Source organism: Streptomyces sp. NPDC002868 (genome assembly GCF_055563295.1).
Genome location: NZ_JBVHDR010000007.1, coordinates 198,610 through 212,676 on the forward strand (window position 1 = coordinate 198,610; position 14,067 = coordinate 212,676).

The following is a 14,067-nucleotide window of genomic DNA, read 5'->3' on the forward strand; positions in this document are numbered from 1 at the left end:
TTCCAGCCCGTAGAGTGACGCACACGCGGTGACGAACGGGCCTGCCCCGAGAGGCGATCCGTTGGTGTACGTGGACGAGAATTCAGGGGGCGGGATGAGCACGGAGGCGCAGCGTCCTCCCGGCCCGGCCTCGCCTCAGCCCGACGACGGGGAGCCGACGCCGAGCACGTCCCGCATCACGGAGGAGCTGGTCCCGCCGGATCCGGCCCCGAGGACGCTGCGGGCATCGAGCATCACGAAGCTGGTTTCCCCGGAGCCGGTGCTCCCGCCTCCGGCCCCGCGGCATCCGGAGACACCGGCGGGCGAGCCGTCCACCGACGCCCAGGCTCGGCCGACCGCTCCTGCGATCCGGCCCGCGTCCGAGTTCGGCGGCTCCGGTCGGACCGAGCCGGCCGCGGCCACCTCTGACATGCGGTCCGCTGACATGCGGTCCGCGTCTTCGGGCAGCGGCTCTGCCGGGCTGCCCGAGCCGGACGCCGTGTACGGGCCTGCTGACGGCGGGCGCCGCCCTTCCTCCTACCCGCTGCCGTCGCAACCGTCGTCCGGTGTCCCACCGCGTCCGGAGGTACCGCCCGCCCGCTCCGGCGCCCCCGCGCCCCCGCGTCCGGCCGCCGCCGAGCGCCCCGCCCCAACCCGCCCGGGCGCGTCCCCGAGCGGGCTCCGGCCTGCCGTTCCGCCGCCGAGTGCGCCCGCGCCGCAACCGTCGTCCGGTGTGCCGCCGCGTCCGGAGGTAGCGCCCGCCCGCTCCGGCGCCCCCGCGCCTCCGCGTCCGGCCGCCGCCGAGCGCCCCGCCCCACCCCGGCCCGAGGCCTCCGCACCCCCCGTCCCGCCCGTCGAGACCACCGCACGGCTGCGGCCCGTCGCCGCGCCCCCCGGCTCCCGTACCGGCTCCGCGCCGCTGCCGCCCGAGGTGCCGCAACTGCCGTCCGAGGTGCCGCCGCGGCCCGCCGGTCCGCCTTCGCGGCGCAGGGCCGTCGGGTCCGTCGACCTCACGCCCCGGCCCGGCGCACGACCCGCGCACCCCGGCCCCGGAGCCGGCGGCCGGTCCTGGGCGCCGCCGGAGAGCCCGGCCGAGATGACCACCCGGCTCCGTCCCGTACGGACCCGGCACCCCGCGCGCACCCTCGGCGCCGTCGCCTGTGTCGTCCTCGGGCTCGGCCTGATCGGCGGCGCGGCCACCGGCAGCTGGCTGACCGGCGACTCCAGCGCCGACGCCACCGCCCGTACCTCGTACACCGCGACCCGCACCCTCTGGCACAGCGTCCCCGTCGACACCCTGTTCCCCCGCACCCTCAAGGGCGAGGACGCGGGACCCGGCGGCGCGGACCGGGTCTGGACCCGGATCGCTGTCGCGCCCGACGGCGACTGCGCGAGCGCCCTCGACCCGCTGCTGGTCACGACGTTGCAGCCGGTCGGCTGCGCCCGCGTGCTGCGTGCCACCTACGCCGACGCGACGGCCAGCAGCGTCACCACGGTCGGGCTGGTCTTCACCGAGGCCGACGCGGCCGCCATGCACGCGCTGGCCTCCCGCTTCACCGCGGAAGGCCTCGACGAGCGCCCCGACCTGATGCCCCGCACCCTCCCGGCCAAGGGCACCGTCGCCGCCGGTTTCGGCGACCGGCAGCGCGCCAGCTGGACCGTGAACGTCCTGACCGAGGCGCCCGTCGTCGTCTACGCCGTGTCCGGCTTCGCCGACGGCCGTACCGTCACCGACCCGCAGCCCGCCGACGAGGCCAAGGCCAAGGGCGCGACGTCCGCACCCGCCCAGGCGGGCCTCGGCCATGAGGCCAAGGGCATCGCGGACCGTATCCAGGGCGGACTGCGCAAGACCGTCAGCACGGCCACGGAGAAGCCCGAATGACCCGCCGCCCCGTCCTCCGCCCCCGTCCCCGCCACCGCATCGCCGCCGCCCTCGCGGCCGCCGCCCTCGCGCTCCTGCCGGCGACGCCCGCGCACGCGGACGGCATACGGACCCAGCAGTGGGCGCTCAGCTCCATGAACACCGACCAGGCCTGGCGCACCACCAAGGGCGAAGGCATCACCGTCGCGGTCCTCGACACGGGCGTCGACGACCGCCACCCCGACCTCACGGGCTCGGTCCTGCAGGGCAAGGACTTCATCGGCTTCGGCGCCCAGCGCGGCGAACGCGCCTGGGCCCGCCACGGCACCGCCATGGCCGGCATCATCGCCGCCCACGGCCACGGCCCGGGCAGCGAGGACGGCGTCATGGGCATCGCGCCCGAGGCGAAGATCCTCCCCGTACGGGTCATCCTCGAAGGCACCGACAAGGCCCGCGAGAAGGCCCGCAACTCCCGCGGCAACGCTCTCGCCCAGGGCATCCGCTGGGCCGCCGACCAGGGCGCCGACGTCATCAACCTCTCCCTCGGCGACGACAGCGAGTCCGCGCACCCCGAGGCGGGCGAGGACGCCGCCGTGCAGTACGCGCTCGCCAAGGGTTCCGTCGTCGTCGCGTCGGCCGGCAACGGCGGCGAGAAGGGCGACCACATCTCGTACCCCGCCGCCTACCCCGGCGTGATCGCCGTGACAGCCGTCGACCGCTTCGGCACTCACGCAGCCTTCTCCACCCGCCGCTGGTACGCCACCGTCAGCGCCCCCGGCGTCGACATCGTCATGGCCGACCCCGACCAGAAGTACTACCAGGGCTGGGGCACCAGCGCGGCCTCCGCCTTCGTCTCCGGCGCGGTCGCCCTGGTCCGCGCCGCCCACCCTGGCCTGACCCCCGCCCAGATCAAGAAGCTCCTCGCGGACTCCGCCCGCAACGGCCCCAAGGGCGGCCGCGACGACGCCAAGGGCTACGGCATCGTCGACCCGGCCGCCGCGATCAAGGCGGGCGCGAAGCTGCGCCCCGCCGGCCTGAGGGCCGCCTCCTCGGGTTACGACAAGGAGTACTTCGGCCCCGGACCCGCGGCCGTGAAGAAGGACGTGGAGCCGGCCGGCTGGCTCGCCCCGCTCGCGGGCGGCATCGGCGCGCTCGTGCTGGCGGGCGCGGTCGTGCTCTGGCGCGGCGGGCGCGTCAGAGGCGCCTGACCGCCTCCCGCACCGCCGCCTCGACGCACGCGATGCCCTCCTCCTTCGTCTCATGCCCTTCGGTGAGCACCGCGATGAGCCGGCCGTCGGCCCGCCCCACCGAGTGCACGACCCACAGCCCCGTCTCCCGCATCGGCATCCAGCCGTTCTTGAGTGCCCATGCGCCGCCCGCGGCCGACACCCCCCAGTCCTGCCCCTCGACCACCTGGCCCATGAGGGCCCGGAGATACGCGTACGGGCCGTCGAACACGGCCCGCATCAGCGCGAGTTGATCCGCCGCGGTGGTCCGCGTCAGCCCCCACGCCGTCTCGGCCCGCGTCTGTGTGAGCCCGAGCCGCGCATGCGCGGCGTCCAGCCCCGGCGCGCCGCCGATCGTCTCCCACAGCGCCGTCGCCGCGTCGTTGTCGCTCCGTACGATCATGGCCTGCGCCAACTCCCGCTCCCGCGCGGTCAGCGGACGCCCCTCCAGCAGCAGCGCGGCCAGGATCGAGACCTTCACGATGCTCGCCGAGGGATACGCCCGCTGCTCGCCGTACGACAGGCCGGGCACGGCGACCGAGACACTGGCACTCATACCAGGGAGGTTAGGCTCGTCGCGTGGCGCTCAAGAACATCCCTGACCCCGGTTTCTCCGACGACGACGGCACCGCCGATCCCCGGCTGACGGCGGCCCTCGCGGCCTGGTCCGCGGACCGTACGGCTCAGCAGCCGGTGCTCGAAGCCCTCAAGGACGCCCGGCTGCTGGTCCCGGTCGTCGCCATGCTCGGCGAGGTCGAGGAGGACGAGAACGGCCTGCGCCGCGAGAAGACCAGCGACATGGCGATCCCCACGCTGACGGCGGGCGACCGCCGTGCGCTGCCCGCGTTCACCTCGATCGACTCGCTGGCCCGCTGGGACCCGCACGCGCGCCCCGTGGCCGTACCGCTGCACCAGGCATTGCAGGCCGTCGCCCACGAGCAGGCCGACACGCTGCTGCTCGACGTCGCGGGTCCCGTCCCCTACCAGCTGACCGGCAGCGCGCTGCTCGCCCTCTCCGAGGGCCGCACCAGCGCCGACCCGCTCGACGACCCGGCGGTCACCACGGCGGTACGGGACGCGGTCGCCGCCGAGCCCGCGGTGCTCCGCGCCCACCTCGGCCCCGGCCGCGCGGACGGCATCCTCGCCCTGGTCCTCGCCGCGGACGCGGTCCCGGCCCAGGCGGCCCGCCGCGTCGCCGAGACGCTGGCCGCCGACGACGTACTGAGGGCCCGCCTGGTGCGGGGCCTCGACCTGGCACTGCTCCCGGCCGAGGCCACCCCGCCGGGCGAGCCCCTCTTCGTACGCGGTTGAAGGAAGGATTCAGGCTCAGCCGTACACCGGGCCGGTGTACTTCTCGCCCGGTCCCTGGCCCGGCTCGTCCGGGACCAGCGACGCCTCGCGGAACGCCAGCTGCAGCGACTTCAGCCCGTCGCGCAGCGGCGCCGCGTGGAAAGAACTGATCTCGGTCGCGCTCGCGTCCATCAGACCCGCCAGCGCGTGCACCAGCTTCCGCGCCTCGTCCAGGTCCTTGTGCTCCGCGCCGTCCTCGGTCAGACCGAGCTTCACGGCGGCCGCGCTCATCAGATTCACCGCGACCGTGACGATCACCTCGACGGCGGGGACCTCCGCGATGTCGCGGGTCATGTCGTCGAAGCCGGGGGACTCATTGGGGGTGGTCGCGTCACTCATGACGCACACGATATGCCCCGCCGCAGACGGCCGGGCTCCGGCCACCGGTTAGCCGCTTCCGGCCAGAGCTGCTAACCTTGTGTAACGACCGGCCGGACACCTGTGTGCCCGGCCCACAAGTGGAGGCTCCGATCTCCCACCTGGCTGTCCTCCGGGACGGCGGGTCACCGGTCAGGTGGCGCCCATCGTTCCGTACGGACGATGGAGCCGCCCGATAAGCCCCGCGGTAGCACGCGGCGGTGTTCCGGTATTCGAGGAGCTCCCGCCTGTGTACCGTCCGGGGCATTTTTCACGTTCCGGTGCGGTTGGTCTCACGAAACAGACGTTACGCGGCTGCCTGCCAGACATCCGCGTGGTGCTACTTAGGAGGATCCATCAGCGCCGAGCCCCGCATCAACGACCGGATTCGCGTTCCCGAAGTGCGACTTGTCGGTCCCAGCGGCGAGCAGGTCGGGATTGTTCCGCTTGCCAAGGCCCTCGAGCTTGCGCAGGAGTACGACCTTGACCTGGTCGAGGTCGCGGCGAACGCCCGTCCGCCTGTGTGCAAGCTCATGGACTACGGGAAGTTCAAGTACGAGTCGGCCATGAAGGCCCGTGAGGCGCGCAAGAACCAGGCGCACACGGTCATCAAGGAGATGAAGCTCCGGCCGAAGATCGACCCGCACGACTACGACACCAAGAAGGGTCACGTCGTCCGGTTCCTCAAGCAGGGTGACAAGGTCAAGATCACGATCATGTTCCGTGGTCGTGAGCAGTCCCGCCCCGAGCTTGGGTTCCGCCTGCTGCAGCGGCTCGCTTCCGATGTCGAGGACCTTGGATTCATCGAGTCGAACCCGAAGCAGGACGGCCGGAACATGATCATGGTTCTTGGCCCGCACAAGAAGAAGACCGAGGCCATGGCCGAGGCGCGTGAGGCTCAGGCCGCCCGCAAGGCGGAGCGTCAGGGCTACGCGCACGAGGAGTCCACGGACGAGGCCGCCCAGGCCCCGGCCGAGGCCCCTTCCGAGACGCACTCCGAGGCGTGACCTGATGGGGCTGCCACCCAGGCAGCCCCGGGTCCCGCCCGGAACCCACAAACCAAGATCTGACGCTCCCGTTGTCCGGTGTCCGCACCGGGGGAGCGCCACTGACGAGGAGATAACGGCGCTATGCCGAAGAACAAGACGCACAGCGGTGCCAAGAAGCGCTTCAAGATCACCGGCTCCGGCAAGGTGCTCCGTGAGCGCGCCGGCAAGCGCCACCTGCTGGAGCACAAGTCGTCCAAGCTGACGCGTCGCCTCACCGGCAACGCCGAGATGGCCCCGGGTGACTCGAAGACCATCAAGAAGCTTCTCGGCAAGTGACGTATGTGTCCCCGGTGACCGGGGACACGCGCCGAGACCGGGACCAATTCGTTTCCGGGCCGGGGTGAGTCGAACTCTCAATCCCAGCCCCGCTACAAGGAGTTAACAAGTGGCACGCGTCAAGCGGGCAGTCAACGCCCACAAGAAGCGCCGGGCGATTCTCGAGCAGGCCAGCGGCTACCGCGGTCAGCGTTCGCGCCTGTACCGCAAGGCCAAGGAGCAGGTCACCCACTCCCTGGTCTACAACTACAACGACCGTAAGAAGCGCAAGGGCGACTTCCGTCAGCTGTGGATCCAGCGCATCAACGCCGCTGCCCGCCAGAACGGCATGACGTACAACCGCCTCATCCAGGGTCTGAAGGCCGCCAACATCGAGGTGGACCGCAAGATCCTGGCCGAGCTCGCGGTCAACGACGCCGGCGCGTTCGCCGCGCTCGTCGAGGTTGCCCAGAAGGCGCTTCCGAGCGACGTCAACGCCCCGAAGGCCGCGTCGGCGGCCTGACGGCCGCGTCCAGCCGGACCGCTTTTGGACCCGCAGGCCTTCGGCCTGCGGGTCCGGTGCGTTCTGTGCTGTATCCGGGGGACGCCCCCGCCCCACCGCCCCGCGTGCAGGCCCTTCCGGGGCCGGCCCCGGACCCGAATCAGAGAGCCGCAGGCACATGGCCCCCGAGCTGATCTCCCCGCGTTCCCCGCGCGTCACCGCCGCCCGGCGGCTTGCCAAGCGCGCCTTCCGGGGCAAGGAGCGCCTGTTCATCGCCGAGGGGCCGCAGGCCGTGCGGGAAGCGGTCGCCCATCGCGGCCCCAGCGGTGAGCCCACCCTGGTCGAGCTCTTCACCACCGTCGAGGCCGCCGAGCGGTACGCGGACATCGTCGACGCCGCCCGTGCCGCCGGGGCCCGGGTGCACCACGCCTCCGACGCGGTGCTCGCCGAGGTCTCCCAGACCGTCACCCCGCAGGGCCTGGTCGGCGTCTGCCGGTTCCTCGACTCGCCGTTCGAGGAGATCCTGGCGGCGCGGCCGAAGCTCGTCGCCGTACTCGCGCATGTACGCGACCCCGGGAACGCCGGCACGGTGCTGCGCTGCGCGGACGCCGCGGGCGCCGACGCCGTCGTCCTCACCGACGCCTCCGTCGACCTCTACAACCCCAAGTCGGTGCGCGCGTCGGTCGGTTCGCACTTCCATCTGCCGGTCGCCGTCGGCGTCCCCGTCGAGCAGGCGGTGCGGGGGCTGCGCGACGCCGGAGTGCGCGTACTGGCCGCCGACGGCGCCGGCGACGACGACCTGGACGACGAGCTCGACGCCGGGACCATGGGCGGACCCACCGCATGGATCTTCGGCAACGAGGCCTGGGGGCTGCCGGAGGAGACCCGTGCGCTCGCGGACGCCGTCGTGCGCGTACCGATCCACGGAAAAGCCGAAAGCCTGAACCTCGCGACCGCCGCAGCCGTATGCCTCTATGCCTCGGCGCGTGCCCAGCGCGCAGTGGGTACTCACTGAGTGGGGAGTACTCGCTCAGGGGGTCCGCTCCGTCACTTCCAGCTAGTAGTGTGACGGGCTCGGGGGCCCACTGCGGCGGCGGGAGAGGTGGGGTACGGGGATGGCTGTCGGGACGAGCAGGCTCGCGGAGACACACGGGGCGTTGCTGTGCCAGTCCGGCGGCCTCGACGAGTTCGGGATCGACCCCGACGACCTCCCCGACGGACTTGTCGTCGCCGACGAGACCGGCCGCGTGATCTGCTTCAACGACGCGGCCGTACGGATCACCGCGGTGTCCAAGGGCGAAGCGCTCGGCCTGCCGCTGGAGCGCGCGCTGCCGCTGGAGGACCTCAAGGGCTGCCGCTGGTGGACGCTGACCGATCCGTACGGCGGACTCGCCACTCGCGTCGGCCAGCCCGAGCGCAATCTGCTGCTGCCCGGCGGCCGCGAGGTCCTCGTCGCCGTCCGCTATGTGCGCGAGCGCCCCACCGGGCCGGTACGCCGCCTCGTCATCAGCCTGCGCGGCACAGAGGCCCGGCGTCGCACCGAACGCAGTCACGCCGAGCTGATAGCGACGGTCGCCCATGAGCTGCGTTCCCCGCTCACCTCAGTGAAGGGCTTCACGGCGACGCTGCTCGCCAAATGGGAGCGTTTCACCGACGACCAGAAGCGGCTGATGCTGGAGACGGTCGACGCCGACGCCAACCGCGTCACCCGGCTCATCGCCGAGCTCCTCGACATCTCCCGTATCGACTCCGGACGGCTCGAAGTGCGCCGCCAGCCGATCGACATCGCGGCCGCCGTCGGACGCCACATCCAGGCGCACATAGCCAGTGGCCAGTCTCCCGACCGCTTCTTCGTACGCATCCAGCGCCGGCTGCCCGATCTGTGGGCCGACCCGGACAAGATCGACCAGGTGCTCGGCAACCTGCTGGAAAATGCGGTGCGCCACGGCGCCGGAACGGTCACCATCGAGGTGGCGCCGGCATCGGCGAAGGACGACGAGAAGGGTACGGCCGTCACCGTGAGCGACGAAGGCCCCGGCATCCCCGAGGAGTCGATGGGCCGTGTCTTCACCCGCTTCTGGCGGGGGAGCAAGCGCGGCGGCACCGGCCTGGGCCTCTACATCGTCAAGGGCATCGTCGAGGCGCACGGCGGGACGATCACCGTAGGCCGCGGACCCGGCGGCGGCGCCGAGTTCCGATTTATTCTGCCCGTCGGCGCCCCGGCCTACCTGGCCTAGCCGCCCGCGGGCTCATTCGCCTCTCCACACCCCGTTAGACTCGACCTTTGGCACCTTTGCGTCCTCGGTCGACGAGCGGGGGCCCCAGCCAGCCCATCGGAAGTACGGGAAGAGATGTCCGCACCCAATAAGTCGTACGACCCTGTTGAGGTCGAGGCACTGAAACCGGAAGAGATCGAGCGCATGCGGGACGAGGCGCTCGCCGCCTTCGCCGCCGCCGGCGACCTCGACGAGCTCGCCCACGCGAAGGTCGCGCACACCGGCGGCGGCTCGCCCCTCGCGCTCGCCAACCGGGAGATCGGCGCACTGCCGCCGCAGGCCAAGGCCGAGGCCGGCAAGCGCGTGGGCCAGGCCCGCGGCGCCGTGAGCAAGGCGCTCGCCGCCCGCCAGGCCGAGCTCGAGGCCGAGCGCGACGCCCGGGTGCTGGTCGAGGAGGCAGTGGACGTCACGCTGCCCTACGACCGCGTTCCGGCCGGCGCCCGCCACCCGCTGACCACGCTCTCCGAGCGCATCGAGGACATCTTCACGGCCATGGGCTACGAGGTGGCCGAAGGCCCCGAGGTCGAGACCGAGTGGCTGAACTTCGACGCGCTGAACATCGCCGCGGACCACCCCGCCCGCGGTGAGCACGACACCTTCTTCGTCGCGGGCGCGGACGGCGACGGCGATTCGGGCGTCGTACTGCGTACGCACACCTCGCCCGTGCAGGTCCGCTCCATGCTGGACCGCGAGCCGCCGGTGTATGTCATCTGCCCCGGCCGCGTCTACCGCACCGACGATCTGGACGCCACCCACACCCCCGTCTTCCACCAGGTCGAGCTGCTCGCCGTGGACGAGGGCCTGACCATGGCGGACCTCAAGGGCACCCTCGACCACATGGTCCGGGCGCTCTTCGGCGGTGAGGGCATGAAGACCCGGCTCCGGCCGAACTTCTTCCCCTTCACCGAGCCGTCCGCCGAGATGGACATGGTCTGCTACGTGTGCCGCGGCGAGTCCGTCGGCAACCCGGACCGGCCCTGCCGCACCTGCGGCAGCGAGGGCTGGATCGAGCTCGGCGGCTGCGGCATGGTCAACCCGAAGGTGCTCATCGCCTGCGGCGTCGACCCCAACAAGTACAGCGGATTCGCCTTCGGGTTCGGCATCGAGCGGATGCTGATGTTCCGCCACAACGTCGAAGACATGCGAGACATGGTCGAGGGCGACGTCCGGTTCACCCGGCCGTTCGGGATGGAGATCTGATGCGGGTCCCGCTTTCTTGGCTGCGGGAGTACGTCGACCTGCCGGCCACGGAGACCGGCCGCGACGTACAGACCAAGCTCATCGCGGCAGGTCTCGAGGTCGAGACGGTCGAGCAGCTCGGCGCCGGCCTCAAGGGCCCGCTCGTCGTCGGCAAGGTGCTGACCATCGAGGAGCTGACGGAGTTCAAGAAGCCCATCCGCTTCTGCACCGTCGACGTCGGCATGGCCAACGGCACCGGCGAGCCGCAGGAGATCGTCTGCGGCGCGCGCAACTTCTCCGTCGGCGACAAGGTCGTCGTGGTCCTGCCCGGCGCCGTGCTGCCCGGTGACTTCGCGATCGCCGCGCGCAAGACGTACGGCAGGACTTCGCACGGCATGATCTGCTCCGGCGACGAGCTCGGCATGGGTGACGACGGCAGCGGCATCATCGTGCTGCCGCCGGAGCACGAGGTCGGCACCGACGCCATCGAGCTGCTCGAGCTCGTCGACGAGGTCCTCGACATCGCCGTCACGCCCGACCGCGGCTACTGCCTCTCGATGCGCGGCGTCGCCCGCGAGACCGCCATCGCGTACGGCCTGCCGCTGCGCGACCCGGCGCTGCTGGACGTGCCCGCAGCGAACTCCTTCGGCTACGTGGTCAAGGTCTCCGACCCGATCGGCTGCGACCGCTTCACCGCGCGCACGGTCGTCGGCCTGGAGCCCGAGGCCCGCTCCCCGATCTGGCTGCAGCGCCGGCTGCAGAAGGCCGGGATGCGCCCGATCTCGCTCGCCGTCGACGTCACCAACTACGTGATGCTCGAAGTCGGCCAGCCGCTGCACGCCTACGACCGGACCCGTCTCGACGGGCCGATCGGGGTCCGCCGCGCCGAGGCCGGCGAGAAGCTCACCACCCTCGACGGCGTGCAGCGGGTGCTGGACGCCGAGGATCTGGTGATCACCGACAACCGCGGGCCGATCGGCCTCGCGGGCGTCATGGGCGGCGCCAACACCGAGATCGCCGACCTTCCCCAAGCTCTCGACTCCGCTCGAGCAGGGGAGACCCCAATCACCGCCGGTGCCACCACCGAGGTCGTCATCGAGGCTGCGCACTTCGACGCCGTATCCATCGCCCGTACGGCCCGGCGCCACAAGCTCGCCTCCGAGGCGTCCAAGCGCTTCGAGCGCGGCATCGACCCGCAGGCCGCCTCTGCCGCCGCGCAGCGGACCGTCGACCTGCTGGTGCTGCTCGCCGGCGGCACCGCGGAGGCCGGTGTCACCGAGATCATCGCGCCGTCCGCGCCGCGTACGGTCTCGATGCCCGCCGACCACCCCGACCGTGTCGCGGGTGTCCACTACGGCCGCGAGACCGTCGTACGCCGCCTCCAGGAGGTCGGCTGCGACGTGTACGGGCAGGACGAACTGGTCGTCACCGTCCCGTCCTGGCGTCCCGACCTCGCCGAGCCGAACGACCTCGCCGAAGAGGTCATCCGGCTGGAGGGGTACGAGAACCTGCCCTCCACGCTGCCCAAGCCGCCAGCCGGCCGCGGGCTCACCGGCCGCCAGCGGCTGCACCGCCGCATCGGCCGCGCGCTGGCCGGTGCCGGTTATGTCGAGGCGCCGAACTACCCGTTCATCGGCGAGGCCGTGTTCGACCAGCTCGGCCTGGAAGCGGATGATCCGCGACGCACCGTCGTCAAGCTGGTCAACCCGCTCTCCGACGAGGAGCCGGCGCTGCGCACCACGCTGCTGCCGGGCCTGCTCGGCGCGCTGCGGCGCAACGACGGCCGTGGCTCGCACGACTTGGCCCTCTTCGAGACGGGTCTGGTCTTCCGGCCGACCGGCGAGGAGACGGTCCCGGGCCCGCTGCCCGTCGACCGCCGTCCCACCGATGAGGAGATCGCCGCGCTGAACGCGGCGCTGCCGCACCAGCCGCGCCGCGTCGCCACCGTCCTGGCCGGAGCGCGCGAGCAGGCCGGCTGGTGGGGCAAGGGTCGCCCGGCCGACTCGGCCGACGCGGTCGAGTCCGCCCGTACGGTCGCCCGCGAGGCCGGCGCCGAACTCATCGTCCGCGCCGACCAGCACGCCCCGTGGCACCCGGGCCGCTGCGCTGCGCTGTACGCCACCGTGAACGGCGAGGAGACCCTCGTCGGCCACGCCGGCGAACTGCACCCGCGCGTCATCAAGGCGCTCGGACTGCCGGAGCGCACCTGCGCCATGGAGGTCGAGCTCGACCTTCTTCAGCGGGCCGGTGAGGGCACCCTCCGGGCGCCGCGGATCTCCACCTTCCCGGTGGCGACCCAGGACGTCGCGCTGGTCGTGTCCGAGGACGTGCCGGCCGCCGAGGTCGAGAAGGTGCTGACCGAGGGCGCGGGTGAACTGCTGGAATCCATCCGGCTTTTCGATGTGTTTGTCGGGTCGCAGATCGGCGAGGGCAAGAAGTCCCTCGCGTACGCCCTGCGGTTCCGCGCCCCGGACCGGACGCTGACCGTCGAGGAGGCGTCGGCCGCCCGCGACGCCGCCGTCGCACTCGCCGCCGAGCGCACCGGGGCGGTGCTGCGCGGGGCCTGACCGTTCCCGATCCCTGAGGGGCGCGCCCGGACACCGGGTGCGCCCCTTACGCATTCGCGGGCCTGGGGCGCCAGCTCACTCATTCGGGTGAGAACGTGGGGCGTCGTTCCTTTCGGGCCGGGTCGATCGACAGAATCGTCCCAGCCGTAGGGGCGGGCCTGCGCGCCGGACAGGTCTACGAGGGGACCATCCGCATGATCCGTATCAGGTCTCGGGGTGCCTTTCCCGTCTCGCGGTGGGCGAGGGCAGCGCGCGCGGAGGATTCACGGGCAGGGCGGCTGCTCCCCTTGCTGCTTCCCACAGCCTGGGGCGTCGCGGCCCTCACCTGGAAGATCGCCTGCCCGGCCGACGAGCCCGAGAGCCTGGGCCAGCGGATCGTCACCGGCGTCGTGTTCTTCACGGTCGGCACCGCGCTTGTGCTCGGCATCAGGCGGCAGTTGAGCCGCGAGCTCAGACGTGTCCGCGCGGTCGCCCACGCCGCCCAGCGAGTGCTGCTGCGTCCGCCGCCGCCGCGCCTGGACGGCCTCGCTCTTGCCGCGGGCCAGCTTTCGGTGAGCCGCGGTGCCGCGATCGGCGGTGATCTGTACGAGGCGGTGGCCACCCCTTACGGCGTCCGCATCGTCATCGGCGATGTCCGCGGCCATGGTCTCGCCGCGATCGGGGCGGTCGCGGCGGTGCTCGGCAGTTTCCGGGAGGCCGCCCACGACGAGCCCGAACTGGGCGGTGTCCTCGGGCGGTTGGACCGGGCGATGCAGCGGTATCTGCGGGAGCGGGCCAGGGACGAGCATCCGGCGGCCGGCGGGGGAGAGCCGCACTGCCCGTCGGCGGAGGAGTTCGTCACCGTACTACTGCTGGAGATCGGGACGGACGGGAGCGTGGTGGCTCTCAACTGCGGTCATCCATGGCCGTATCGGCTCGGTCGCCATGGGGCGGAGCCGCTCGCCTGCGGCGATCCGCTGCCGCCGCTCGGCATGTTTCCGCTCCCCGCCGAACTGCCGGTGCACCGGTGTGCGCGGCTGCTGTCCGGCGAGGCGCTGTTCCTGCACACGGACGGGGCGGCGGACGCCCGAGACGCGTCGGGGAAGTTCTTCGGTCTGGAAGCCGTGCTCGCCGATGCCGCGCTCGGCTCACCGGTCTCGCCCGCCGCCGTGATCACCACCGTTCACTCGGAGTTGCTGCGGCACACCGGTGGGCGGATCGCCGACGATGTGGCGCTGTTGGTGCTGCGCAACGACCGCTCGCGGGTGCCGGCGCAGTGCGGGGACACCGCCCTGCGCCGTACCCGGCCGGAACCCTCCAATCGCTAGCTGTCATCTGCAGCCATGTGCAGCGATCGGCAACCAAGGGATTGCCGTGCGGCCGGCGCCGCCCGCCCTGCCGCGGAGTGTCGGGCAGATCAGCAGGGCAGACGACGCGATCGAGGGCCGCCGCACTGTACGAGGGGGAGCCGGCGGCCCGGCCGCCTC

General features: G+C 72.3%; 14 protein-coding genes. 11 read left to right on the forward strand and 3 right to left on the reverse strand.

Going from position 1 to position 14,067, the window contains the following annotated elements; all coding sequences use genetic code 11:
- Positions 1-135 precede the first annotated feature (135 nt).
- The gene (locus ACZ3H8_RS22270; RefSeq protein WP_467404392.1) at positions 136-426 is read right to left on the reverse strand and encodes a hypothetical protein; all 291 of its coding nucleotides are present in this window, start codon (positions 424-426) and stop codon (positions 136-138) included.
- 286 nt (positions 427-712) lie between these two features.
- On the opposite strand from ACZ3H8_RS22270, the gene ACZ3H8_RS22275 reads away from it, so the two are divergent.
- Both ACZ3H8_RS22275 and mycP read left to right on the forward strand, forming a co-directional pair.
- Positions 713-1,861, forward strand: coding sequence for a hypothetical protein (locus ACZ3H8_RS22275; protein WP_467404395.1), 1,149 nt, complete (start codon positions 713-715; stop codon positions 1,859-1,861).
- Positions 1,858-3,048, forward strand: a complete 1,191-nt coding sequence (gene mycP / locus ACZ3H8_RS22280) for a type VII secretion-associated serine protease mycosin (RefSeq protein WP_467404397.1) — start codon at positions 1,858-1,860, stop codon at positions 3,046-3,048. The genes ACZ3H8_RS22275 and mycP overlap by 4 nt, the downstream gene beginning before the upstream one ends.
- Here mycP and ACZ3H8_RS22285 read toward each other — a convergent pair.
- A complete protein-coding gene (locus ACZ3H8_RS22285) occupies positions 3,035-3,622 on the reverse strand; it encodes a serine hydrolase (protein WP_467404400.1) in 588 nt (195 codons plus the stop codon). The genes mycP and ACZ3H8_RS22285 overlap by 14 nt on opposite strands.
- Positions 3,623-3,645: 23 nt before the next feature.
- Between ACZ3H8_RS22285 and ACZ3H8_RS22290 the strand changes: the two genes are divergently transcribed.
- Positions 3,646-4,377, forward strand: a complete 732-nt coding sequence (locus ACZ3H8_RS22290) for an SseB family protein (RefSeq protein WP_467404402.1) — start codon at positions 3,646-3,648, stop codon at positions 4,375-4,377.
- Positions 4,378-4,392: 15 nt separating this feature from the next.
- On the opposite strand, the gene ACZ3H8_RS22295 is transcribed toward ACZ3H8_RS22290, so the two are convergent.
- Entirely contained in the window at positions 4,393-4,755 is a 363-nt protein-coding gene (locus ACZ3H8_RS22295) for a DUF1844 domain-containing protein (RefSeq protein ID WP_307664532.1), read from the reverse strand.
- Positions 4,756-5,060: 305 nt separating this feature from the next.
- Between ACZ3H8_RS22295 and infC the strand changes: the two genes are divergently transcribed.
- The 8 genes from infC to ACZ3H8_RS22335 all read left to right on the forward strand — a co-directional run bounded on the left by infC (position 5,061) and on the right by ACZ3H8_RS22335 (position 13,908).
- Entirely contained in the window at positions 5,061-5,780 is a 720-nt protein-coding gene (infC, locus tag ACZ3H8_RS22300; protein WP_467404792.1) for a translation initiation factor IF-3, read from the forward strand.
- Positions 5,781-5,903: 123 nt separating this feature from the next.
- Positions 5,904-6,098, forward strand: a complete 195-nt coding sequence (rpmI, locus tag ACZ3H8_RS22305; protein WP_142216133.1) for a 50S ribosomal protein L35 — start codon at positions 5,904-5,906, stop codon at positions 6,096-6,098.
- A gap of 109 nt (positions 6,099-6,207) precedes the next feature.
- Positions 6,208-6,600 (forward strand): 50S ribosomal protein L20, encoded by a 393-nt coding sequence (rplT, locus tag ACZ3H8_RS22310; protein ID WP_307664534.1) that lies wholly within the window; start codon positions 6,208-6,210, stop codon positions 6,598-6,600.
- 157 nt (positions 6,601-6,757) lie between these two features.
- Positions 6,758-7,594 carry a TrmH family RNA methyltransferase gene (locus ACZ3H8_RS22315; RefSeq protein ID WP_307664535.1) on the forward strand — a complete coding sequence of 279 codons (837 nt, stop codon included), beginning with the start codon at positions 6,758-6,760 and terminating at the stop codon, positions 7,592-7,594.
- Positions 7,595-7,694: 100 nt separating this feature from the next.
- The gene (locus ACZ3H8_RS22320; RefSeq protein ID WP_467404406.1) at positions 7,695-8,816 is read left to right on the forward strand and encodes a sensor histidine kinase; all 1,122 of its coding nucleotides are present in this window, start codon (positions 7,695-7,697) and stop codon (positions 8,814-8,816) included.
- A 114-nt stretch (positions 8,817-8,930) separates the two neighbouring features.
- Positions 8,931-10,055: a phenylalanine--tRNA ligase subunit alpha gene (pheS, locus tag ACZ3H8_RS22325; protein WP_467404409.1), complete on the forward strand. Its 1,125-nt coding sequence runs from the start codon at positions 8,931-8,933 to the stop codon at positions 10,053-10,055.
- Positions 10,055-12,601: a phenylalanine--tRNA ligase subunit beta gene (gene pheT / locus ACZ3H8_RS22330; protein ID WP_467404410.1), complete on the forward strand. Its 2,547-nt coding sequence runs from the start codon at positions 10,055-10,057 to the stop codon at positions 12,599-12,601. Before pheS ends, pheT begins: the two co-directional genes overlap by 1 nt.
- Before the next feature lie 287 nt (positions 12,602-12,888).
- On the forward strand, positions 12,889-13,908 hold the full coding sequence (locus ACZ3H8_RS22335; RefSeq protein WP_467404413.1) for a PP2C family protein-serine/threonine phosphatase: 1,020 nt from the start codon (positions 12,889-12,891) through the stop codon (positions 13,906-13,908).
- Positions 13,909-14,067: the final 159 nt, after the last annotated feature.

What these genes read in the sequence shown, in the direction of transcription:
- ACZ3H8_RS22320 (WP_467404406.1), top strand. Translation starts at nt 7,695, where the DNA reads ATGGCTGTCGGGACGAGCAGGCTCGCGGAGACACACGGGGCGTTGCTG.
- ACZ3H8_RS22270 (WP_467404392.1), bottom strand. Translation starts at nt 426, where the DNA reads ATGTCAGCGGACCGCATGTCAGAGGTGGCCGCGGCCGGCTCGGTCCGA.
- ACZ3H8_RS22295 (WP_307664532.1), bottom strand. Translation starts at nt 4,755, where the DNA reads ATGAGTGACGCGACCACCCCCAATGAGTCCCCCGGCTTCGACGACATG.
- ACZ3H8_RS22315 (WP_307664535.1), top strand. Translation starts at nt 6,758, where the DNA reads ATGGCCCCCGAGCTGATCTCCCCGCGTTCCCCGCGCGTCACCGCCGCC.
- mycP (WP_467404397.1), top strand. Translation starts at nt 1,858, where the DNA reads ATGACCCGCCGCCCCGTCCTCCGCCCCCGTCCCCGCCACCGCATCGCC.
- rpmI (WP_142216133.1), top strand. Translation starts at nt 5,904, where the DNA reads ATGCCGAAGAACAAGACGCACAGCGGTGCCAAGAAGCGCTTCAAGATC.
- ACZ3H8_RS22285 (WP_467404400.1), bottom strand. Translation starts at nt 3,622, where the DNA reads ATGAGTGCCAGTGTCTCGGTCGCCGTGCCCGGCCTGTCGTACGGCGAG.
- pheT (WP_467404410.1), top strand. Translation starts at nt 10,055, where the DNA reads ATGCGGGTCCCGCTTTCTTGGCTGCGGGAGTACGTCGACCTGCCGGCC.
- pheS (WP_467404409.1), top strand. Translation starts at nt 8,931, where the DNA reads ATGTCCGCACCCAATAAGTCGTACGACCCTGTTGAGGTCGAGGCACTG.